The 23,058-nt window shown below is 40.1% G+C and carries 16 protein-coding genes; 6 read left to right on the top strand and 10 right to left on the bottom strand.

Going from position 1 to position 23,058, the window contains the following annotated elements; genetic code table 11:
* Window positions 1–60 precede the first annotated feature (60 nt).
* Genes Q4574_RS08510 through Q4574_RS08500 form a run of 3 tightly spaced genes read right to left on the bottom strand, consistent with a single transcriptional unit; the run spans window position 61 to window position 2,876 of the window.
* Window positions 61–1,434: an NAD(P)(+) transhydrogenase (Re/Si-specific) subunit beta gene (locus Q4574_RS08510; RefSeq protein ID WP_303473794.1), complete on the bottom strand. Its 1,374-nt coding sequence runs from the start codon at window positions 1,432–1,434 to the stop codon at window positions 61–63.
* A gap of 18 nt (window positions 1,435–1,452) precedes the next feature.
* Window positions 1,453–1,728, bottom strand: coding sequence for an NAD(P) transhydrogenase subunit alpha (locus tag Q4574_RS08505; RefSeq protein ID WP_303473551.1), 276 nt, complete (start codon window positions 1,726–1,728; stop codon window positions 1,453–1,455).
* Entirely contained in the window at window positions 1,728–2,876 is a 1,149-nt protein-coding gene (locus Q4574_RS08500) for an NAD(P) transhydrogenase subunit alpha (RefSeq protein WP_303473549.1), read from the bottom strand. The genes Q4574_RS08505 and Q4574_RS08500 overlap by 1 nt, the downstream gene beginning before the upstream one ends.
* 638 nt (window positions 2,877–3,514) lie before the next feature.
* Between Q4574_RS08500 and Q4574_RS08495 the strand changes: the two genes are divergently transcribed.
* Complete coding sequence (locus tag Q4574_RS08495; RefSeq protein WP_303473547.1) at window positions 3,515–5,194, top strand: glycosyl hydrolase family 28-related protein; 1,680 nt, start codon at window positions 3,515–3,517, stop codon at window positions 5,192–5,194.
* A 73-nt stretch (window positions 5,195–5,267) separates the two neighbouring features.
* On the opposite strand, the gene Q4574_RS08490 is transcribed toward Q4574_RS08495, so the two are convergent.
* Together Q4574_RS08490 and Q4574_RS08485 are read right to left on the bottom strand one after the other, a co-directional pair.
* The gene (locus Q4574_RS08490; RefSeq protein ID WP_303473545.1) at window positions 5,268–5,906 is read right to left on the bottom strand and encodes an RpiB/LacA/LacB family sugar-phosphate isomerase; all 639 of its coding nucleotides are present in this window, start codon (window positions 5,904–5,906) and stop codon (window positions 5,268–5,270) included.
* A 179-nt stretch (window positions 5,907–6,085) separates the two neighbouring features.
* Window positions 6,086–7,456: a BNR repeat-containing protein gene (locus Q4574_RS08485; RefSeq protein ID WP_303473543.1), complete on the bottom strand. Its 1,371-nt coding sequence runs from the start codon at window positions 7,454–7,456 to the stop codon at window positions 6,086–6,088.
* Between the two features lie 254 nt (window positions 7,457–7,710).
* Between Q4574_RS08485 and Q4574_RS08480 the strand changes: the two genes are divergently transcribed.
* The 3 genes from Q4574_RS08480 to Q4574_RS08470 all read left to right on the top strand — a co-directional run bounded on the left by Q4574_RS08480 (window position 7,711) and on the right by Q4574_RS08470 (window position 10,679).
* Complete coding sequence (locus Q4574_RS08480) at window positions 7,711–8,643, top strand: hypothetical protein (RefSeq protein WP_303473541.1); 933 nt, start codon at window positions 7,711–7,713, stop codon at window positions 8,641–8,643.
* A 252-nt stretch (window positions 8,644–8,895) separates the two neighbouring features.
* Window positions 8,896–9,993 (top strand): hypothetical protein, encoded by a 1,098-nt coding sequence (locus tag Q4574_RS08475; RefSeq protein ID WP_303473539.1) that lies wholly within the window; start codon window positions 8,896–8,898, stop codon window positions 9,991–9,993.
* Window positions 9,994–10,115: 122 nt separating this feature from the next.
* Entirely contained in the window at window positions 10,116–10,679 is a 564-nt protein-coding gene (locus Q4574_RS08470; RefSeq protein WP_303473538.1) for a YgjV family protein, read from the top strand.
* Window positions 10,680–10,855: 176 nt separating this feature from the next.
* On the opposite strand, the gene Q4574_RS08465 is transcribed toward Q4574_RS08470, so the two are convergent.
* The 3 genes from Q4574_RS08465 to Q4574_RS08455 all read right to left on the bottom strand — a co-directional run bounded on the left by Q4574_RS08465 (window position 10,856) and on the right by Q4574_RS08455 (window position 15,052).
* Entirely contained in the window at window positions 10,856–12,328 is a 1,473-nt protein-coding gene (locus tag Q4574_RS08465; RefSeq protein WP_303473535.1) for a sulfatase, read from the bottom strand.
* A 63-nt stretch (window positions 12,329–12,391) separates the two neighbouring features.
* Window positions 12,392–13,807 carry a cellulase family glycosylhydrolase gene (locus tag Q4574_RS08460; protein WP_303473532.1) on the bottom strand — a complete coding sequence of 472 codons (1,416 nt, stop codon included), beginning with the start codon at window positions 13,805–13,807 and terminating at the stop codon, window positions 12,392–12,394.
* 99 nt (window positions 13,808–13,906) lie between these two features.
* Entirely contained in the window at window positions 13,907–15,052 is a 1,146-nt protein-coding gene (locus Q4574_RS08455) for an alpha-hydroxy acid oxidase (protein ID WP_303473530.1), read from the bottom strand.
* Window positions 15,053–15,947: 895 nt separating this feature from the next.
* Here Q4574_RS08455 and Q4574_RS08450 point away from each other — a divergent pair.
* Window positions 15,948–16,850 carry a DUF4861 family protein gene (locus Q4574_RS08450; protein ID WP_303473528.1) on the top strand — a complete coding sequence of 301 codons (903 nt, stop codon included), beginning with the start codon at window positions 15,948–15,950 and terminating at the stop codon, window positions 16,848–16,850.
* A 59-nt stretch (window positions 16,851–16,909) separates the two neighbouring features.
* Window positions 16,910–17,224 carry an L-rhamnose mutarotase gene (rhaM, locus tag Q4574_RS08445; RefSeq protein ID WP_303473525.1) on the top strand — a complete coding sequence of 105 codons (315 nt, stop codon included), beginning with the start codon at window positions 16,910–16,912 and terminating at the stop codon, window positions 17,222–17,224.
* 55 nt (window positions 17,225–17,279) lie between these two features.
* On the opposite strand, the gene Q4574_RS08440 is transcribed toward rhaM, so the two are convergent.
* Complete coding sequence (locus tag Q4574_RS08440; protein WP_303473521.1) at window positions 17,280–20,111, bottom strand: alpha-L-rhamnosidase; 2,832 nt, start codon at window positions 20,109–20,111, stop codon at window positions 17,280–17,282.
* Between the two features lie 35 nt (window positions 20,112–20,146).
* The gene (locus tag Q4574_RS08435; RefSeq protein ID WP_303473520.1) at window positions 20,147–22,999 is read right to left on the bottom strand and encodes an alpha-L-rhamnosidase; all 2,853 of its coding nucleotides are present in this window, start codon (window positions 22,997–22,999) and stop codon (window positions 20,147–20,149) included.
* Between the last annotated feature and the right edge of the window lie 59 nt (window positions 23,000–23,058).

Here is a 23,058-nt window from a genome sequence, read left to right as displayed (position 1 = left end):
GTTATTTTACGATCGTTAAGTTCTAAAGGGGTTCAGAACCTAAATATGAACAGCCTCCTGTTAGTCAGAAAACTGCCTAATAATCGTATTAATCGTATCTTTTGCATCGCCGAAGATCATACGGGCATTCGATTTAAAGAATAATGGATTATCTACACCAGCAAAGCCTGACGACATACCTCTTTTCAGTATAAAAACATTCTTTGCTAAATCTGCATTGATAACAGGCATTCCGTAGATTGGGCTTCCTTGCATATCTCTGGCTGCCGGATTAACCACATCATTCGCACCAATAACAATTGCAATATCAAACCCTTCCATACGAGCATTTACTTCATCCATTTCCAATAATAACTCATAAGGAACATCGGCCTCGGCCAACAAAACGTTCATATGCCCAGGCATGCGTCCAGCAACAGGATGGATACCATATACAACTTCTGCATCGTTTTCTTCCAACAACACCTGAAGCTCTTTCATAGCATGTTGCGCTTGGGCAACGGCCATACCATAGCCAGGAATAACCAATACAGATTGTGCCGCTTCCAAAACAAAAAATGCATCTTCCGCCACCATAGGTGTCATTTCACCTTCGATTTCAATTGTACTTGATGTGGCTGCTTTAAAGCCTGAAAATAAAACATTACTTAAGGAGCGATTCATCGCTTTGCACATTACGCTGGTCAAAATAATACCGCTTGCCCCCACTAACGCACCCGCTACAATTAACAGGTTGTTATTTATTGCAAATCCAGCAGCACACGCGGCCAACCCAGAATAACTATTTAATAACGAAATCACGACAGGCATATCTGCACCACCAATCGGCAACACCAGCATGACACCCAGGACTAAACAAAGTAGTGAAAAATAAATAATAAAATCGATATTTTCAGGGCTAAGTACAAATAGCGTCCCTAATAAGCCAATAGACACGACTATCAAAAAGTTGATAATTGCCTGACCTTTGAAAACAGTCGCTGCACTACTAACTAATTTGGGAATTTCACCGCTTAATTTAGCCCAGGCAATAATACTCCCGGTAAAAGTAATGCTGCCTATGGCAATAGCAAATAAAACAATGACTAAAATGTAAGTGTCAATTTCTTCACCACTAATTACCACTGCAAAAGCAACTAAAAGGCTAGCCAACCCTCCCACACCATTGAGTAACGATACCATTTCTGGCATTTTGGTCATTTCGACATACTTCGCCATTGCCGCCCCAATAACACTTCCCAGGAAAATGGAAACAATAATCCATTGGTAGGAAATGATGTTTTGATCCAATAATGTCGCCACAATGGCAATTAACATCCCTAGCGCTGATAAGGTATTCCCTTTTCGAGCCGTAGAAGGATGACTTAATAGTTTGAGACCTAAAATAAAGAGCACTACACAGGCAATGTAGATAGCGTTAATTGTAAATTCCATATTTTCCACGTTATCTCCTTATTTACCTTTAAACATTGCTAACATGCGGTCAGTCACTAAATAGCCACCAACGACATTAATCGTTGCCAACATTACCGAGATACACGCAAAAACCTTTGTTACAACAGTGAACTCGCCACCGGCATAAACTAGCGCCCCGACTAAAGTAATACCTGATATTGCATTCGCGCCTGACATTAAAGGTGTATGCAACGTCGCTGGAACTTTACGAATAAGTTCAAACCCCAAAAAAATAGCAAGAATTAGGATGGTCGATAAATATATAACGGACATTAGTTGATCTCCTGTGAAAATAAGGCTTTTATGCTTGGGTTAATAAATTGGTTTTGATGAGTGATTAATGCCGTTTGTAGAATTTCATCATTTAAATCCAGAACTGGCCGTTTTTCTTCGTCGTTCCAAAATTCAAACAGTAATGCTTGTAAATTATTGGCATACATTTGACTGGCATGATAAGCCACATCACTACTCCAATTTCCCTTGCCAATTAAAGTAACCCCCTCATAAACAACATTTTCACCCGAGATACTGCCTTCTACATTTCCACCGCTCTCTACTGCCATATCCACAATTACGCTACCGGCTTTCATTTCACGGATGACGTCTTTTTTAATCAGTACAGGAGGTTTTCGACCAAACAACTGGGCGGTTGTGATAACAACATCAGCATCTTTAATACAGTCTGCTTGTGCTTGTAGCTGCAATTCAATCTGCTCTTGGCTCAAGGCATTTGCATAGCCTTGTTCATTCTGACCTGTTTCACCTAAATCAATATCTAAGAATTTTGCCCCCAACGAACGCACCTGCTCCGCAACCGTCTCGCGCGTGTCGTAAGCAATAACCGATGCGCCTAGTCTTTTTGCCGTCGCAATGGCCTGCAAGCCGGCAACCCCCGCTCCAATAACAAACACTTTTGTGGGTTTAATGGTTCCTGATGGAGTCATCATCATAGGAAATACCTTGGGTAAAGCTAACATTGCTTGAGCCACCATCACATATCCGGCTAAACTGGCTTGAGAGCTTAGGGCATCCATCTTTTGACATCTGCTACTTCTTGGAATTAATTCCATTGACAAAGCTGATCGCCCCGAGTTTTGTAACCAGGAAATATGCTCACGGGCATTGAAGGGATCTAAGAAACTGATGCAACAAGCACTTGGTTTACTGAACTCCAGTTCGTCTTTAGATAAAGGATGAATTGAAAGAATAAAATCGGCATCCTTTAAAAGCTCTCTTCTATCAATTACTACCCTCGCTCCAACCGCAGCATATTCAGCATCAGAAATATGAATCGTCTCACCAATACCACTTTCAACGCACACCTTCATACCTCGCTTAACGAACGAAGATATGTTTTGTGGTAAACAGCTACACCGACTCTCGTTATTTTTTTGTTCTTTAACAAACACTACAGTGCTCATTACGCCTCCTTAATCCTTGATTAACCTATATGTTTTCTTGCTTTTAGGCGCAAGCACACCTCCTGAGCTTAGCCAGGATTCTCTGTCGGTATAGTTAACTGTTAGAAACTTAAAATATTTCTTTTATTATTAGAGATTGTTCGTTTCAAATATTAGCTAAATGAAAAAAACACAAAGGGGTTGTTAGTCATAAAAACTAGAACACACTTTAAGGACGAGACACTAACCAACAATGACCATAAATGCAAATAAATGATTGAATATGATAATTAATAATATTCTAAGTTTTCACCCTAGTGTGGGCTAAATAAAAAGTAGGGTAACCCTATGATGAACCTTTAACTAATGAAGCAAACGGAAAGTGGTAAGAGGGAATTAAGAAACAACAGTTGTACTTCATAAGCGATTCCCCCCTTACAAAAGCTCGAAATAAGAATGAATTTATTCAGCCTGTTTACCCGCTAATTTACATCGAGGATCCTAACTCTTGCTTTATAAAGCGCATTTGGGATTGATTATGACATGAAATGACTATAACCTAATGTAAACAGAACGTTATATAAATGTTTCTCATTTTCTTAAATGTACTCAACGTGTAACTTGAATTGTTTGCTAGGCTGCTAAAAAGGAATCATACAATGAATATTTGTCGCAAGAAGGTTAGGGTTCTATTTCTATCTACAATCTTTTTAATATCTCCCCAAATCGTAGCTGCGCAGAACCTGCCGGAAATATTAACTGACGGAGCAGAATATTTACCTGATTTTTCATATGCAGGTTATAAATTTGGCTTGGAAGACATTCCAATAGTTAAGTCAACAGTAATACGAGTGACAGATTTCGGCGCTATCGCAGATGATAATTTAGATGATACCGACGCTATAATCAAAGCCGTTAAAGCCGCGAATAAAATTCAAGGTCCTGTAACGGTAGAATTTCCAAAAGGTAAGTTTATCATTACTGACATCATTGAAATAACCCGTAGTGACTTCGTGTTGCAAGGAGCTGGAAGAGGCGAAGCCGGAACGACTCTTTATTTTCCAAGGCCTCTAAAAATGGTAGATGATGGCGGAAAACTCGATGAAATACGCGAGTACCTTGTTAGCAACAATAAACGCCAAGTTGAAAAGAACCATAATCTCGATGTCTTGTACTCGGAATATTCATGGACTGCCGGCTTTATATGGGTGGGCGAAGAAAACAAGCGAGGATTCGCGTACCTAGATAAATATGACCAAGCCCCTCCTATTTCCTTATCTGAAGGAGTAAAAGGAAAACAAGGGCATCGCCAGATTCGGGTGAAGAATACAGAACAGTTGGAAGTGGGACAACGTGTACAATTACTTTGGCATAATCGCCAAGGTGAAAATGGTCCATTGCTAAAATCATTATATAACAATACAAAGGTCAAAATTGGCTCACGTCATTGGACAAGAGCAGATTACCCATTGGTACAACAGCGCACCGTAATTACAAATATTAAAGGTAATGTGATTACCATAGCCGATACCTTGCTGCACGATATTAATTCCGATTTACCCACAAATATAGCAACTTGGTCACCACTAGAAAATGTAGGAATTAAAGATTTTAGGTTTGAATTTCCGAATGCGCCCTATTTTGGTCATCATGTAGAACAAGGGTACAACGGGATTTATTTTGTCGGTTTAGCTGACAGTTGGATGCAGAACTTAAGCTTTATTAATGCTGATAGTGCGATTATAACCTACGATAGTGCTAATTTAACAATAACAGATGTGAGAACTTCTGGAGAACGTCAGGCTCATTATGCGGTGCACATGGGAAATGTGCATAATGTGCTAGCTCAAAACATTCAGATATTTAATCCTGTAACCCACTCTTTAACCTTTAATACACAATCTACGCGCAGCGTATATAAAGATTCTGAAGTATTCATACTGCCAAATTTGGATCAACACGCCGGTGCCAACCACCAAAATCTATTTGATAATATTACGTTGCATGTCAATGCAATTCCAGGTGAGGAGTATGCCTCCTACCCTATTTATGATGGTTCTGGGGCTGGATATTGGCAACCCGGACATGGTCGGTTCAGCACAACATGGAATTTACGAATTGTGGTGGAAAGCGGTGCGCCAGCTATGCAAACTCTGCGCGTGGAAGGCTTAGCGGAAGGCCCTGACGCTCGTATAATAGGTTTATCAGGCAATCGTCCGTTGACGTTAGAATATGTTCCCAAACCTTATGTCGAAAGCTTGAATAAACGTGTTGATAATGTGCCTTCTCTTTATACATATCAGCTTTTGCAAAGGAAAAAGAAAGCCTTAACGCCTTAACTAGTTGAAATAGAGATATTTTGTATACAAGTAGGATAATTACCTTGCCTACTTGTATACGTTTTTAGATTAATTACTCAATCATTGATTTTACGTAGTTAGCCAATTCTGGATTTTTGCAGTGTTCAAAAAAACAACTTTGGAAACGTTCCCCTGATACCGCTGTTTTAACTAACGACTGATCAATACTTTTAAGGGTTTCTAGGTAATCACTCTTTAATACTGCTGCTTTTACTTCAGCCAAAATACCTGCGTTTTTGACTTGAGGTTCTTTTCTTTCTATTGGGTAGCCTGCGCCGCGCTCTCCGGTAAGGGCTTTTTCAAACATGTAACGCACGTTTAATTCAGCTCCCCAACCAAAACCTTTAGCAAATGCAAGGGCAAGGGCATTTCCGTTATTAATTTGGTTAAAAAGAAAAGCATCTGAAGGATCAAGGCAGTAACCACAAAATACACCGGGGTGCAGATTAAGTGACATCATAGCGCCTTGGCCTGTTCCACAACCAGCAACCACAAAATCGACCGCTTTTGAGTTAATCAGTAAACTCGCCATGATGCCAAGATGAATATAAGTTAAGTGGTGATCGTTTTCACCATCCATGCCCACATTAAAGACTTCATGACCTAAAGGATCTGCCACTGTTTTTAATTCGTTTAACACTACAGGGTTTTTACCTGCTTGACTATTTTCCATCAGTAACGCAATTTTCATTTGAATATCCTGAAATTAAGTTAAATGCATTGTGACTCAAAATGATAACATTGATAAAATTTGTACTAAAATGATTTATTGTGTCATGAGACATTAACCATCTACGCACTTAGAACAATCTGCATTAAACACAATCAATACCTCTGTATATCATAATGAAAGTTTAATCAGTGTTTTTGTTATTTACTCTCATGTAACAACAGGACACTGGGTGAAGAAATAAATACATGTGCTCGGTCCCGGTTTCCCGGTTGACTAAACCAAGATAAATAATAGTTACCGCCCGACGGACTTTTATCCCCTACTCCCTTGAAAACATGTTGTTCCAACGGGAGGTCGGTGGAATTTTCAAGTAAATGATTAGATACTTGACTAATTTCAGCAATCTGAGGTGGATATAAATTTATATTTTCAACCCTAAGTGTCTGCAAGGTTTTGCTATCTAGCACAAATCGCATTATGTCGTCATTTTTGCGAACCTTAACCGCAAGCTTATTTTCATCAAAAACTTCAACGGCATAAGGCTGTACTAAAAATTTACCCAAAGAGCCGTGACCACCAAATTCCCAGCGAAAATTTCGCCATTGGCTTATTTGTTGGCTCTTCCACGTGTTACCTTGTTTGCGTGTCACATAAATTTGTGTGTTACCTTCTTCATCATATCTATGGTAAGTCACAACGGGTTTGCCATTTTGATCAAAACCAATTTTTACGTTCCCGTTGATCATGCCTCCAAATGGAGGAACTGGTGCAATAACTTCGGTTTTATCAAGTGTGATTGGCAATGATATTGGTTGATCATTCGAATCGGTCCAATGCACTAGGTCTTTACTTTTGGCGTAAGATAAACTGTGGTTTGTAGCTGCATTCGGTGTATTTCGCCAGACCCATATAAGGTGGAAGTTACCTTCAGGTCCCTTAACAGGCCCTTCAAAATAACCGCTCATTTTACCCTCACCGTCTAAAAACTGATTTTGATGTAGCTTTGACCATTGTTTCGATTCGGTATCGTAAATATTGTAGATTTCGTTGCCATTGCCACTACCACCATCACGATATTTAACGATAAGTTCATTTTGCTTGTTTAGCATAAAAATCGGATAAGTCATTTGCTTTTCAATAGACTTATCTACCATCATACCAACACGCTTTAAGCTTCTTACTTGATAAGGCTCTGTTGTCCTAAAGTATTCAATTGGGTCACGATGCATATTTCCCATGACATGCAAATGACCACTTTTATCAAGTTCCATTGTCACATAGTTATGGCTATCCCAACCTAAATGGCTATCAACCTTGTAATACCGCCATGGTTTATTAAGTTCTCGATGTGCCACTGTCATTTGGCGATTTCCATCAAAATAAGCAACAAATTGATGTTTACCTCGCGTCAATAGAAACGGTTTAATTCGGTGTGCTGACCAAACATTGTCAATAGCTTCAGAGTGCACAATCTGTTCAGCTGCGTGAGACACAAAAGGACTTGCAATGAGCAAGAGTGAAATTAAAAGCGTTGTCTGGAGCGCTGTTAAGGCATTTGATAGTTTCATTACGCTATTACCATAAATAATTAAATTGTTGATTTGTCAATTTGTTAAAATTCAATTACAATCATGTTAATTCATTTTAGGTCAATTGAAAACTATTTTCATCAAAGAAAATGCCTATCCCGCTTAAATACACATTCACAGAGTTGGTTTATTGGTATTGAGTATGGAACTGTCATCAATGCAAAAAACTAAGGGTGGTTGGTAATCAACTGCAACCTTTAGCACTGATTTTATTAAGATTGAGAAAATTTATTATGAAACGAATTTTAATCCCCTTCATTGTTTTAAGCGCCCTTTTAAGCGTAGCATGTAGCCAGCACAGCACGAATTCAGAAAGTACTGAAAATCATAAATCAACGAAACTTCAGATTGGAAAGCAGCATCAAAATATCAATCCACCACCGGGCCGTTTAGCCATAGTGATTGATGGAAACTCTCCCGACCCAGATGATATTGGCGCAACACCTGTTATGTTGGCGCTACTGGAAAAAACCGGCCTATCGAATCGCCTTGTCCACTTATCACACTCTTGTGATTTAGATCCTTTTAAAAACAAAGCTCGTTATCAAATTGATGCTGAAAACGAGCTTCGCCGACAAAATAAGCTTGACGAACTAAGCAGTAGAGCAATGAATTTATTTGGACCATTTAAGCATTTGAAATCGTTTTACAACTGTCGTGTTGACCAGGCTGGCGCAACGCAAGATCTGGTTAATGCAATCAATGCATCATCTCTGGACAATCCCCTTTGGATTATTGAAGCTGGTGAACCGGACCTCATTGGCTATGCCCTAGAAGCTGCGCAAGAAAATAAAATACAGCATGTTCACGTAATATCTCACCATCCAGCAAACGACAACAGCGGCGATTATTTTACTTGGCAACAAATTCTAGACTTTGGCGTAATAGAGCATCAAATAGGCGATCAAAATGTTGGGCTGCAGGGCCCTATTGCTGCCTGGGATTGGGCTCAAAATCATTCAAATGCAGGGATTTCGTTTATATGGGAAATGATGGCCTATGCCGAAAAAGACGGCGTTGTCCCCTTCCAAAGCAATAAGTTCGATTGCTCTGACGCGGGAATGGTTTATTGGTGGATAACCGGTGCAAACAACAACGGCAATAAGCATGCAACGCCTGCAGAGATTAAAGAGCTACTACTGTTAGATGCTGTCATTACAGATTAACAAGACCATTAGTGTGTTTCGATAACTCAGCCAGTGATTAAGTGAATTAGCTAACATTGCTTGTAAACCTTATGGCTATTGTAGGATGCATTAGCCATGTGGCCAGGTATTTTTGCAGTATTAGTCACCAGATAACAATAATGATTTAGAAACAAATTTTAGAGATAAATAAACATGAAACTGAGGCTTTTTCAGCTATTCATTATATGCACCATGTATACCGGAAATGTGATAAAGACTCATGGGGTACCAGTGCATCAAGAGTCTTCAGGCTTGTTGGTGATTGAAGCGGAAAACTTTGCAACCCAACATTTAGACAATGCAAGAAGATGGATAATTTTTTCGAAGAATACGCCGCACCATAATTATCCCGATGCAGATCGAGCTCATTATTTAGACGCCAGCAACGGACGATATATTGAAATACTTCCCGACACTCGAAGCAACCATCATGAAACACTTATAATAAACGAAAACTTTAGCAATAATGCTGGTGCTATGGCTGTACTCAGTTATCCGGCTTATTTTCAAACACCAGGAAAGTACTACGTGTGGGCCCGAGCATTTAGCACCGGTAGTGAAGACAATGGTGTACACATAGGCATTAATGGTCAATGGCCAACATCATCACAACGTTTGCAATTTTGCCAAGGTAAACACAAGTGGACCTGGTCATCGGCGCAGCGGGTTAGCGGTAATCATTGTGGCACACCCAACACCATTGTTATCGATATCCCCCATAAAGGCGTCCATAATCTTATGGTATCAATGCGGGAAGATGGTTTTGAGCTAGATAAACTGCTATTAACTCAAGATGCAAGTTATCAACCTACCGGCCAAGATAAGCCTGAAACCTTTAGTCTCCGCAAGCCATTGCAGGAAAAAAAACAACTTTTTGAAATTAGCGACTACACGCGTATTTTGTATGCCACAGAGGCATTCACCATTGAAAGAACCGGAGAGGTTCCTTATTACCGACATAAAGCCGAAAACGCGCTCGCCATTAACGCCGTGAATACACATTATCGAAACAAATTTGCCTATGCTGACTATACGGTGGAGGCGAAAGAAGCAGGTATGCAAACTCTCACTTTAGTGACGCTAGCTGAAATAGACGGTGAGTCCACTTATACAGTGTCAATAAATGGCCAGGAGATAGGCCGGTTTACTAACCCGAAAACACTCGAAGATTATCAAGAAATATACTTTCATCTTCATCAAGTCAATCTTAATAAAGGTGACAGAATTCGGGTGGCTTCTAAAGCAGTAACAAACGGCAAGATCCCAGAGAATAACGGGACCGCTTTCGCAAGAGGTAGGTGGCGCGCACTAGTCTTGAGTAAAGAATAAATAGTAATAGTGAGTTATATAGTGCTGAAGAGAGCAAATGATCATGTGGATAAAAGCTACACTAGTATTATATCTTTAAACTGCAAAAACTTTACATAGCGCACCAAGATATAGACAGATAAATGCTCCCCAAACGAGCTAAAACTTTCACCCAGCAAATATCATTTTTAATTGAGGCCATGTATATTTTGGATACACAGATAGCGGGACAACTTGTTGGTGGAATCAGTTTACTATTAGCAATAGTCGCTTATTATCAGAAACAAGATGTGAATTTAAAAGTGTTTCTAGCGCTGCTTTTCATAGTCCACGCTACCCATTTTTATCTTTTGGACGCAATTGTCCCTGCCCTCCTTTGTTTATTGAGCATGGTAAGAACCATCATTGCAATTTATACCCGTTCGCTTACCACGGCTTTGGCATTTATTGTCATATCGATACTCGTTGGTTTATTTAACTACCAGTCTTATTTAGATATTCTCGTGATACTCGCAAACATAGTTGGCGTGTATTCGTTATTCTGTTTACAAGGTGTATATTTACGCTTGGGGATCATTGCAGGTGCATCGCTCTGGTTAGTCAACAATGCTCTAATTGGCAGTATCGGGGGGACTTTGATGGAAATTTTTGTGATTTCTACTAACCTCATCACTATCTATCGAATTAGACGCCCTAAACACTTATAACATTAAGTGAATCCTAGATTTAGATAGCAACTTAAACGGGGGTCTCTGTTAAAGAAATGTATAAAACCATTTGAGTGATGATTGTATGCAACTTTTTAAACACTCACCGGTCACTCAATTGAAATACCATTCACTTTTCCCATTTCCCTTTGAAATTCTTAAACTCAATTAGAAATTTAGTTGTTTGGGGGTTCTTTCCAGCCCGCTTCCAGAGTTTTCTGGTTAAAATATTCATTATTTCTATAAGCTGAGTATTCTGTCCATTTTTCATTGATTCTAGGTAGTTGTTTGGCAAGCTCAGTCTTTACTTTTTGATAAGCAGGATCATTAACGACATTGCGCCATTCTTCCTTATCAATTTGGTGGTCATAAAGTTCTTCTGAACCATCTTCATAACGAATGTAACGATAACGCTCAGTTTTAACAGCATGGTTATTTTTACCATAGGTGGTCACAGCGGCGTGATCCCAAGGCAAATTAGGATTGCTCAGTAAAGGCGTGATGTCTTGGCCTTCATTCAGAGGATTAGCTGGCAAACCACACATTTTAACTAAGGTTGGATATAAGTCTAATAAGCTAACGGGCTTGTTGCTGACTTGTTTTCCCTTTGATTTTGGCGGTTTAATGATCAGCGGAGTGCGGGTAGCCCGCTCCCATAACGTCATTTTAGCGAATTTTTCTTTTTCACCTAAGTGATAGCCATGGTCCCCCCACAGTACAACGGCAGTATTATTAGCATATTGACTGTTTTCTAACGCATCTAAAACGATACCTACCATAGAGTCAACGAAGGAAACACTGGCCAAATAGGCTTGAACAATATTACGATACTCGCCATTTTCTAACGCCCATTCAGTTGTTGGCATCATTGGGTGATCAGTAATGAGTCGAGCAATCTCTGGGGTGTCCCTAAGGTCATCTTTCATATAGGGCGGCAGGAATAAATCTTTAGCAGGATGCATATCAAACCATTTTTGCGGCACGTGCCACGGAACATGAGGACGTAAGAATCCGCATGCCATAAAAAATGGTTTATCGTGTTGTTCACTTAGTTTATTTGCGATCCAATGGGCAGAGTCATAATCAGGCATTTGATCATCACGGTCTGGGAAAGGTCCCCAATCTGTGTTGGTTTTGGGATTATCCCATTTAACATGCTTTTTTGGAGATGGGCCAAACCCTTTATAGCGACCACCAAAATCATCAAAACTTCCGTCTGCTATGGCATGATGAAATACCTTGCCTACTGCAGCTGTATAGTATCCATGCTGTCTAAAATATTCACTTAGAAATGTGGAATGAGCCGTTTTCTCATTCACTTTACGAATATCATTATCATGAATATGACCATAGATCCCCGTCGTTGAAGGCGCAAGACCGCTCATAACGCTAGCACGAGAAGGGCCACACAAAGGCGCAGACGCATGTGCATTTGTAAAGAGTGTTCCCTGTTGGGCAAGTTTATCGATATTAGGGGTTTTCGCATTCGGGTGTCCCCCCATTGCGCCAACCCAATCATTCAAATCATCAACAATCAGCATCAATACATTAGGATACTCTTTTTTAAGCTGGCTCCATACTTGAAAAGGAGTCATAGCTGCGGTTGTACATGCAGACATACCTAACATAAAATGTCGTCTATTGATCATAGAAATATTCTCGTCGAAGCTATTTTATCAAAACCCTGTAACAACTGACTCTGGGTAGTAAAATTAATTATTTTTAGCATTAGGATCAGGAAATTTAAATATCCCTGGGCTGACTTTTACGTTTATTTCAGCATTGTCTTTTGGCCAAGCCAATACTATCAGCTGTTGTTTGCTCTCATCCCATATAAAGTTACTCACATCGGTGTTAGGCGATGAGTGATGCACAGTAAAACCTGTTGAAATTGGGCTCTTGCTGATTATCAGGTCATCACCTACCTGCACTGAAAACCCATCAGGATAATGACGATCTGCGGCAATAAATATTTTTGAAGCGCCGCGCGCGTTATCAGTTCGAATAGTTAAATCCAATATTCGCGTGGCAAAATGAAACATAAAACGCTGTATATCGCCCGCAATTAATTTCGGGTATGGTCTGGCAATTATGTCTGTAATGTACTTTCTTTCAACTGTGCCTACAGCTTGTTTGTCTGAAAAAATAGCCCAAGTAGATTCTCCACCCGGTAAAAAATTCTGATAACTTCGATTTCCTAAAAACCACGCTTTTATTGAACCGATCCCCATTTCATCGAATACCTCGGCTGTTTTTATATAAAAATCAATATAATTAAGCTGTTCTTTAACAGAATTGTCGGTTGTTACAAAGGTAGGAAAGCCCCACTCCCCAACTAGTATAGGGGCATCTAGTATCTCAGCTTCTTTTTCAAAACGCTGCATAGTGGGGGCAATGTAATCGATATTTTCCTGATAAATATGGGGCGCAAATATTATATTTTTACGATTTATTTTTCGGGTTATCTGGTGATATTGGTTATGGTTAACGGCATCACCTTTGTTCATAAATATCGTTTGTATAAGGAAGTTTTTTTCATCACTATATGGCAATGCGGCATCTATGATTTTTTCATAAAAAGGCAGAAGGTACTTATTGGTAAGGTCATCATAGCTAATATCCATTTCAAGCTTTCTAGGCTCATTTACCAAATCGTATCCAATCACATAATCATCGTCCTTAAACGCCTCCCAAACATGACGCCATGCATCAATATAAACTTCTTGTTCATTGTGTTTATTTCGCCAAAGGGCTTCCCAACTAAATCCACCAGCACCATAAACAGTTAACTTAAAGACGGTCTTAATCCCCGCTTCTCTGGCCAGTTTAGTACCTCTTTTTATTCGCTCCATATAAGCAGGATCAAAACGACTTTTACCGAAGCGACTCAATTTCCCCATCTCCAAGCGGATGACTTGGACATTGGCTCCCATGCGCGCCATTCTTAAATAGTCTTGTGGTTGAAAATCGACATCTCCAGCATGATCATTTGTATTTGCTACAAAGCCTCTTGGTATCATATGACGCTCTTGTGCGTCTCTAAGGCCATGTTTTATGTAAGCGCTAGCATCATAACTAACACCCTGTAATAACAAAATGAACAAAATTCCAAATTTACTAAAGTGCACAAGTTCTCCTTAGTTGATAGGTTTCCAGTTATACCTTGCTAAAATGAGTCGTGTTTTAAATTCAAATAATATTTAGCTGAAAGATAAAAATATGAATCACTACCGAAACCTGACATGTTCTCTATTCAAATCGCTTATTTTAGAACAGCCCATTAGACGCATGTCACGCTCAATTTCCGCAACCAGCAGTGTCATAGCTCGCTCGACGCCAGCTTGACCCGCTGCAGCGAGGGCAAATAGATAGTAACGCCCCAACCCTACGGCTTTAGCGCCTATAGCCAGAGCTTTGAGAACGTGGGTACCACGTTGCACACCGCTATCAAACACAACATCTATTTGATCACCAACTGCGTCAACAATTTCAGCTAAGTGGTCAAAAGAGCTACGGGAGCCATCAAGTTGACGCCCTCCATGGTTTGAAATGACGATGCCTGTACAGCCAATATCAACAGCCCGCTTAGCATCCTCAACACTCATCACCCCTTTGAGACAAAACTCTCCATCCCAGAATTTGACCATTTCTTCTACATCTTTCCAGTTCATAGAAGGATCGAGCATATTGGTAAAATAATCACCAATAGAACTTGCGCCACTGCCCATATCAATGTGAGCGTCAAGTTGAGGTAGTGAAAACTTTTCGTGGGTTAAATAGTTTATTCCCCACATGGGTCTAGTCGCGAATTGCCAAAGTCCACTCAAATTAAGTCGAAAAGGAATGGAAAAGCCCGTTCGTAGATCGCGCTCTCTGTTGCCTCCGGTTATGGAATCGACAGTTAACATCATCACATTGACGTTTGACTCTTTAGCCCTTTGCATCATGGCATTGTTTAGGCCGCGATCTTTATGAAAATAAAATTGATATACTTGAGGCGTGTCATACTGTTGTGCAATTTCTTCCATGCTGACAGTACCTAGGGATGAAACCCCGAACATAGTTCCAAATTTTTCAGCGGCCGCTGCTGTAGCGCGTTCCCCCTGATGGTGAAACAAACGCTGTAACGCCGTAGGTGATAAATATACAGGTAAGTCAAGCTTCTGCCCCATTACCTCAACACTTAAATCAATGTCTTTCACACCTGTTAGTACATTCGGAATAAGGTCGCAAGTCTGAAAGGCTTCAGAGTTGCGACGCATTGTAACCTCGTCGTCAGCACCACCATCAATATAGTTAAAGATCGGTCCAGGAAGTCGACTCTTTGCTAACTTTCTTAAGTCATGGTAGTTGTGACAGTTGCGTAACATCATATACGTTTATCTCATTTTATTTGTATTAGGCTTTACTCAGAATAATGCTTGTTGTATTACCCGACTGTTGTTACTTATTCAGCCCAAAAAATTAACATATTTCCAATAATTTGCCTTTAAGCCTTGTTTTTAGCGTTAATACAGGAAGCCATATCTAAATTTTTGAGAATTATTTGTTAAATACTTTCGAACTTTTAGTAATAACAACAACAATACACCTCAACATCAATCGTTGTCAATCATTTACAGTCATATGTGTTGCATTAGAACATCCAAATAGCCGCTTTAGAAACAGTAATGGAACCCAGTTTATTTAATCAAAATTGGGTAAAATGCTAAGGCCTTTATACATGTTAATATTCATCGATTCGCACGATTTCAGGGCCTGTTAATCTTGAATTCATTCAACTTATATTTCCCTTTGTTTTTATGCTCTTTTTATTGAGTATTGGGCGAATAAATAGCTTTCCGACCCTGCTCTAGTTTAGCAGAGAGTATGGGCTTGTAAGGGCTACAGGGTTTGGTTATTCAGTATATAGGTTACCTTTACGCTCTAAAATGATTGATGTTGACATGGTGTGATTTTAATGGTGTTATGGCGGTGTTACTAATGTAAGTTCAGAGTTAACACAATAAAGTACATAAATAATATCAAATTTAAGTACGATTTCATGAAAAACAATCAAAAATGTAAAAAAACACAGGGTTATATCAGGCAATATCAACGAGCAATTCTGCAATTATTTCAATGAATTAGCAGAGTGTTCATTTCCGTCAATAATCATGTATTAGAAAGAAAAGTTGATTGTAGTTTCAGCAATTAACCCTGAACGAGATGAGTATTACATTCCAATATTTACCTTTATATTCAAAATTCAAGAACAGGAAAGTATTCATGCAAATGAGATTTAAATTACCATTAGTCGCGTTAGCTGCCAGTGCAATTTTAATGGGTTGTACCAACACGCAAACTCAAACTAACACTCAATCAAACGCCAATACTCCCGAAGTCAAAGCCTATGCTCGATTTGTTCCAGAGCGCCGTGACGACTTTGCTTGGGAAAATGACCGCGTTGCCTTTCGTGTATACGGCCCTGCAGCACCACTAAAAGGCCATTCAAGTGGAGTGGATGCTTGGTTTAAAAAGGTAGATTATTCAATTATCGATAAATGGTACAAAAATTACGTGAATGGAATTTCATACCATGAAGATCGTGGTGAAGGTTATGATCCTTATCACACAGGTATTAGTCGAGGTGTCGGCGGTACTGCAATTTGGTTAGATGGACAAGCGTATACTGCCCACAGTTTCAAACGCTACAACATCATAGAAAGTGGTAATGACAAAGCTGCCTTTGAATTAGAATATGAATGGTTCACTCCCCTAGGAATAGTCAAAGAGATAAAAACGATTTCCTTACCAATGGGAACACAACTATTCCAAGTCGATTCAGTATTCACTCTCGACGGTAAACCTCAAGCTTTACCCATCGCAATAGGCGTAGCCACTCACGACGAAAAAGCCAAAGTAGCTTACAACAAAGACACCGGACGCATTTCAGCTTGGGAAGTTATTGATAATTTAGGTGTCGGCACAGGCGCTTTACTCAACCCTTCTCAAGTTGAAGGTATTAAACATATTCCAAGTGACATAAAAGACGAAAGCCACATTTGGATGTTTACCACAACGGATAAACAAGGAAAACTATCGTACAAATCAGGCTTTGCCTGGGAAGGAGCCGGTAAAATTACCAGTAATCAAGCTTGGCAAAACTATTTAGATAATGTCAAAAATTAAACGTCATACCAAACCTGCCCAAGGGCAGGTTTTTTTCTGAAATAATGAGAGCATATAAAATGGAAAAAATCGCATTTGTAATGACCTTACTACCTGGCTTTGAAGCTGAATATGAAAAACGCCATGACGAAATTTGGCCAGAACTTGTCACTGCTTTAAAAGAAGCTGGTGTATCTGACTATTCTATATTTTTTGAGAAAAATTCGAATAAGTTATTTGCCGTACTTAAACGTACTTCAAATCACGAAATGGACCAACTCCCCCTAAACCCAATTGTTAAAAAGTGGTGGGCATATATGGCTGATATTATGCTCACGAACCCTGACAACTCTCCGCAAGTTAACGACATCCCAATGGTTTTCCATTTAGATTAAATCATTTATATCGTGCTTATTTATAGAAAAGTAATAATCCAGTAACGATTGGAGTCTAATCCGATTGTGTATACCCTAGGGAGAATTCTCCGGCACGATAAAGCTTGGTTTCTTGATTCGGTAAAGTCACATACGCACGACTATTGTTAGGAATCGTAAAGTGCCAAATGATCTGCTTTCCTGCTCTTTTCCAGCGACTTTTAATTTCACCATATCCCGTGGTGTAGGACACCTTTATCGAATCTAGCTTTTTCGGAAATACAGGCCTAAGGGCAAAGGTTTGGTAGCCAACGGTATTTTCTAAAGGACGAATCCCCCCCAAACCTTGGTAAAACCAGCCATCATAACCACCGTGAAATGGATGATTTAAGGAACGAATAGGTCCACGACCTTTACTCGGATCAAACGCCCCTTTGCGTTCCCATAAAGTGGTACCATTCAGTTCGTCAAATAAGTATGAGAATCCCGGGTAACCTTTGGCTTTAAAAATATTAAATGCAGTGTCGGCATAGCCATAATCACTTAATGCGAGATATAAATATGTTTGTCCCAAGGCACCTACCGAAGAATGACCTTGCCATTTTTCTAGCACATCTTTATTTAAAGCGTCAGCCACACTTTGTCTAAGTTCAATCGGCGTTATACCGAATCTCAATGCCATCGCGTCGGCGGTTTGGCTACCGTAATGTCCCGTTTTAAGATCATAAAGGGCGGTGTGAAAGCCTTTTCTCAAGTTTTGATAAAGTGCTTGGTATTGCTCAGAGGCCGCTTGTTTACCCAATACTTGAGAAATTTTACTCATATAATTGGCGGCTTGGGTAAATAATGCGGTACTAGTAACGGTAGTAGAAGTCCACTGTGGCGTACCTCGCCCTCCGATTCTAGGGGTACCGGGTGACGCAACAGGATCACACCAATCACCATAGCCACTGTGAATTAAAAAATCGCTCATTTGCCGTTGACCAAAATCCATGTATTCAAGCAAACTTTGATACTGCTTTTCTAACAGTTGAATATCTCCATGATGGCGATAATGCTCCCATGCAATTAACACTTCAGCGACAGCCCAATCGACTTTGCCGCCACCTGTGCGCTTACCTGGCACAACCGTGGGTGCCACTTTTAGAGCGGTTCTAAAATCACCTAAATACTTTGGCCAAAAAGTCTCCATATTGAAATTGTAATTAGCCGTCACCAAGGTAGCATGAGCATCTCCGGTCCAACCGGCCTTCTCACGTATAGGACAGTCTAAAGGCACACTCATTAAGTTACTCTCATAACTCCACAAAGCAGTATGATGAATACGATTGAGTAAGGGATCTGAACTACTGAATAAACCAACCCGATCAACGTCACTACGCACTAACTGAGCGCTTAATATGTCCAAAAAAGGTTTCTCATCTAAGCCAGTAATTTCAACGTATCTGAATCCATGCCATGTAAAACTCGGCGTCCACTTTGCTGGATTTTCTTTGCCAGCAATATAGCCATCAACAGCATTTAGGTTAGTCGCCCAACCTCCGCCACTTAATTGGCTAATGTTTCCTTTATCATCAGCCCACTCCGCAAACCTAAGATAAACAGCCTGCCCTTGTTTTAGTGACATTTTATTAAGATGCAAGCTAGGTATACCGGTAAAATTTTGACCAAAGTCAAACACCCATACGTTATCTTTTGGCGTTAAAATTTGCTTAGGTTGGAGTTTTTTTACAGGCCGTATGGGAGGTAATAATTGAGGTTCTAACTGTTTAGTCGGCCACGAGTCTAACACTTTTGCTGGTTTCCAAAGGGCCCATTTTTGTTTGACGTCCTGGGGATCATTAGTTTCTTTAGTTTTGTGTTTCCACCCTTTTACGATTTTATTTCCATCAAACAACTCGCCCGAAAATATCCCTTCTTTAACTATTGGCGAAGCATGGGTAAGCCAATTTTCATTTGAAGATACTATTTTTTTACTGCCATCGCTGAACTCCAACTCTAGTTGAGCAATAAAACTCGGCTGACCGAAAGAATAGGTTTTTCTCGATGGATTTGATCCGGTGTTATCTGGATCTTTCCACCCACTAAACGCAATATCTTCATCGTACCAGCCACTGCCTAAATGCACAGCAATAACATTGTTTCCACTGCCTATGAAGTCAGTAACCTGATCTGTATTATATAAAATGCGTTTATCAAAATCAGTCTGACCGGGATCCATTATACGATCTTTGACGCGTTTACCATTGATGAACACCTCATAATAACCCGCTGCAGTACTGTGCAATTTGGCACTTACTACTGTTTTTTCCAGCGAGAATTCATATCTGAATAATCCCGCAGTAGGCATATTATGCAATTGTTCTAAAGCTGGCGTACCCACGCTGCCATCTTCGTTTTCTACTGTCCCCACCAAATTCACCCATTGACTAACAGCAGAATCACTCTTAACTGATTGCTGCGTTTCAATTTGTATCCACTTAGCTTGCCAGTCGCTACTGTCTAATAAGCCCATTTGCCACCGACTCATAGGACTCCAATTTAACGCTTTATCGCCACTAGATGGCCAAACTCTCACGCGCCAATAAGCCGTATCATTGGTATTTAATTTTTTACCTTGATAGCCAATATTACGGGAATGACGAGATGCGACTTTACCACTGTCCCATAAATCTGGGATTCCCGCACTCAGCAGTTCCTTCGAACTGGCGACTTGCACTTGATAAGCGTCTTGTGTATTTACGTTTGCATGCCATGACAGTCTTGGTCTTGCAGTATGCACATTCATAGGGAATGTAAGCCCTTCCACTAACAATGTGCTAGGAAAACCAGGTTTATTTGTACCATTTGGAATATTAATACAGGCAACCAAACCCAATAAACTAAGTAATAGAAAATGTTTTATCATTTTATGTCTATTCCAAATTAGCATATGCGAATCGATTATTCGGCCGCAACCAAGGTATACGCGCCAGCGCGATATAATTTGCTTTTTTGGTTAGGTAATGTCACCAAAGCAGTGGTGTTGTTTGGCACAACAAACTCCCATTTCACCCGACTATTTTCACGCCACCAACGACTTTGAATCGTCCCATAACCGGTTTTATAGGAGACCGTTACTGAGTCTAGGTCTTTAGCAAACACCGGTTTGAGTGCAAAATCTTGATAACCAACACTGTCTTCTCGTAATCGAATTCCTCCTAGGCCTTCATAAAACCAACCATCATAACCACTATGAAAAGGATGGTTAAGAGAACGGCCTGGCGCATTGCGACGATCAGGATCTAAACTAGGATCTATCACGCCTTTTCGCTCCCATAATGTAGTGGCGTTTAATTTGTCAAATTGCCACTGGTACCCTGGATAGCCCTCTGCCGTAAAGATATTGAACGCGGTATCACCATAACCAAAGTCACTCAAAGACTTATACAAATAAGTCTGTCCTAAAGCACCAACCGAGCCATGGCCATTCCAATTTTCAAGCACATCTCTGTTTAAGCCAGCCGCCACTTTTTGACGCAATTCTAGCGGAGCTAAACCAAACTGTAAGGCCATTGCATCTGCGGTCTGACTTCCATAATGTCCAGTGTCCGGATCGTAAAATTCCTGATGGTATTGTTTTGCAATACGATTGTATAAATGAGAAAAATGTTTTGCTTCACTCGGCTTGTTTAACAGTGATGATATTTTTGCCATTAAATTTGCTGTATGCGCAAACAAAGCAGAACTAGTAGCAGTAGGTGGTGTGTATTCTGGGTTACAACGTTGTCGGCCCATCCCGGGTTTGCGAACAGGATCGCACCAGTCGCCGTACCCTATGCGCAGTAAAGAATCTTCCAGTTTAGCTTCGCCGGCCTGCATATATTTCATCATGCTGGCGTACTGGTCATCAAGCGTTTGTATGTCACCATAATGTCGATAATTCTCCCACGCGATTATGATTTCCGCCGCAGCCCAATCAAAATTTCCACCATGAGTGCGCTTACCCGGCACCACTGCCGGAGCAACATATTGTGCGGTTTTAAAATCGCCTAAATATTTCTGCCAAAAATTTTGCATATTAAAATTATAATTGCCAGTAATAAGCGCGGCATGAGCATCTCCTGTCCAGCCAGCTCGCTCACGAATAGGACAATCCATTGGCAGTGCCATTAAATTACTTTCATAACTCCACAGCGCCATATCGTGAATACGATTGATCAAAGCATTAGAGCTAGAAAACTGCCCCACTCTAGCCACGTCACTTCTGACTAAATGCGCGGTGACTGCGTCAAGCTCAGGTGCTTTTTCTAAACCAGTAATTTCGATATAACGAAAACCATGCCACGTAAAACTAGGGCGCCAAGTTTTGGCTTCATCGGATGCAGCAATATAGCTATCTACTTGTTTTAACAAGGGAGCCCCACCACCTGTCTTTTGACTAATATTTCCATCAATATCTGCCCACTCTGCGTAACGTAAATGAATCGTCTGACCTTGTTTTAAATCCAGTTTATCTAAATGCAAAGTAGGAACACCGGTAAAATTCTGACCAAAGTCCAATACCCAAACCTTTTCTTTAGGTTGATAAAGTGTTTTAGCTGTCATTTTTTCAATTGTTCTAATTGGCGGCAAAAGTTGAGGTTCAAGTGCTCTGGTTGGCCAATAACTTAACACTTGCACGGATTTCCAACTTTCATCTTTTTTTACTTCACGCACGCTATGCCAAGTTTTGATAGCTTTATTCGCGTCAAATAACTCGCCGGAGAATATACCTTCTTTTAATACTGGTGACGGGTGGCTCAACCAATTTTGGTCCGACACCACTATTTGTTTAGAGCCATCCTCAAAAGTCAGCTCTAATTGAGCAATAAACTTAGGCTGCCCATAAGATAACGAACGAGAAACTTGACTTTTTTCTTTAGCGTCTGGATTTTCCCATTTACTAAAGGCTATATTTTCGTCGTACCAACCACTGCCAAGGTGCACACCTATGCTATTGTTGCCAGCAAATAAAAATGGTAATACATCATCTGTGTTGTATAAAATACGTTTATCAAAATCTGTTTGGCCGGGATCGGCTATACGGTCATCAACTTTTTTACCGTTGATAAATATTTCATAATATCCCGCTGCGGTGCTGTGTAGACGGGCCTTTACCACTTTTTTATATGCCATTATCTCAAATGTATGACGAAACAAGCTTGCTGTGGGCTGTTCAGTTAATTGTGCTAGTACTCTTTTTTGTGTTTGCCGTTTACTTTCAGATAAACCTTCAGAATCGCTTTCATGCAGATTAGCAGCAAATAACATCCAATTAGTCACTGACTTGGTAATGTCGGCTACACTTGGTTTTTCAACTTGTATCCATTTAGCATGCCAATCTTGTTTATTAATTAATCCCATTTCCCATTTATTAGCTTCACTCCATCCTTGGACTTGCGTTGTAGTTTGCTCATCTGACCATACTCTAACTCTCCAATAAGCTGTTTGGCCACTTTTGAGCTTTTTACCTTGGTAAGTAATATTAAGAGATTTTCTTGTGTTGACTTTACCACTGTCCCATAAATCCGGGATTCCCGAGCTTAGCAGTTCCTTCGAACTGGCGACTTGCACTTGATAAGCATCTTGTGTTGTTACGTTGGCATGCCATGACAGTCTTGGAGCTGAATTGTGCACATTCAAAGGAGATTGAATTCCTTCAACCCGCAAATGGGTAGGACTAGTTAAATTTTTAATGCTTCGGCTTTTAGATAATTCACTGGTGCATGCTGTTAAAAACACACTGAAAAAAGTGATTAGTAATATATTTTTCATCCAACATTGTCCTAATTTTAATCTTTCTTTAGAGAATTTAGAAAACACTTTATAAGTGG

It is taken from the genome of Aliiglaciecola sp. 3_MG-2023 (assembly GCF_030548205.1).
Taxonomy (GTDB): domain Bacteria; phylum Pseudomonadota; class Gammaproteobacteria; order Enterobacterales; family Alteromonadaceae; genus Aliiglaciecola.
The sequence above is the reverse complement of the archived record's forward strand: the minus strand, read 5'-3'. Positions and strand labels throughout refer to the sequence as shown.

Excerpts from the sequence above, each read along its gene's own strand:
- Q4574_RS08510 (WP_303473794.1), bottom strand. The coding sequence starts at position 1,434 with ATGGAATTTACAATTAACGCTATCTACATTGCCTGTGTAGTGCTCTTT.
- Q4574_RS08505 (WP_303473551.1), bottom strand. The coding sequence starts at position 1,728 with ATGTCCGTTATATATTTATCGACCATCCTAATTCTTGCTATTTTTTTG.
- Q4574_RS08500 (WP_303473549.1), bottom strand. The coding sequence starts at position 2,876 with ATGAGCACTGTAGTGTTTGTTAAAGAACAAAAAAATAACGAGAGTCGG.
- Q4574_RS08495 (WP_303473547.1), top strand. The coding sequence starts at position 3,515 with ATGAATATTTGTCGCAAGAAGGTTAGGGTTCTATTTCTATCTACAATC.
- Q4574_RS08490 (WP_303473545.1), bottom strand. The coding sequence starts at position 5,906 with ATGAAAATTGCGTTACTGATGGAAAATAGTCAAGCAGGTAAAAACCCT.
- Q4574_RS08485 (WP_303473543.1), bottom strand. The coding sequence starts at position 7,456 with ATGAAACTATCAAATGCCTTAACAGCGCTCCAGACAACGCTTTTAATT.
- Q4574_RS08480 (WP_303473541.1), top strand. The coding sequence starts at position 7,711 with ATGAAACGAATTTTAATCCCCTTCATTGTTTTAAGCGCCCTTTTAAGC.
- Q4574_RS08470 (WP_303473538.1), top strand. The coding sequence starts at position 10,116 with ATGCTCCCCAAACGAGCTAAAACTTTCACCCAGCAAATATCATTTTTA.
- Q4574_RS08465 (WP_303473535.1), bottom strand. The coding sequence starts at position 12,328 with ATGATCAATAGACGACATTTTATGTTAGGTATGTCTGCATGTACAACC.
- Q4574_RS08455 (WP_303473530.1), bottom strand. The coding sequence starts at position 15,052 with ATGATGTTACGCAACTGTCACAACTACCATGACTTAAGAAAGTTAGCA.
- Q4574_RS08450 (WP_303473528.1), top strand. The coding sequence starts at position 15,948 with ATGCAAATGAGATTTAAATTACCATTAGTCGCGTTAGCTGCCAGTGCA.
- rhaM (WP_303473525.1), top strand. The coding sequence starts at position 16,910 with ATGGAAAAAATCGCATTTGTAATGACCTTACTACCTGGCTTTGAAGCT.
- Q4574_RS08440 (WP_303473521.1), bottom strand. The coding sequence starts at position 20,111 with ATGATAAAACATTTTCTATTACTTAGTTTATTGGGTTTGGTTGCCTGT.
- Q4574_RS08435 (WP_303473520.1), bottom strand. The coding sequence starts at position 22,999 with ATGAAAAATATATTACTAATCACTTTTTTCAGTGTGTTTTTAACAGCA.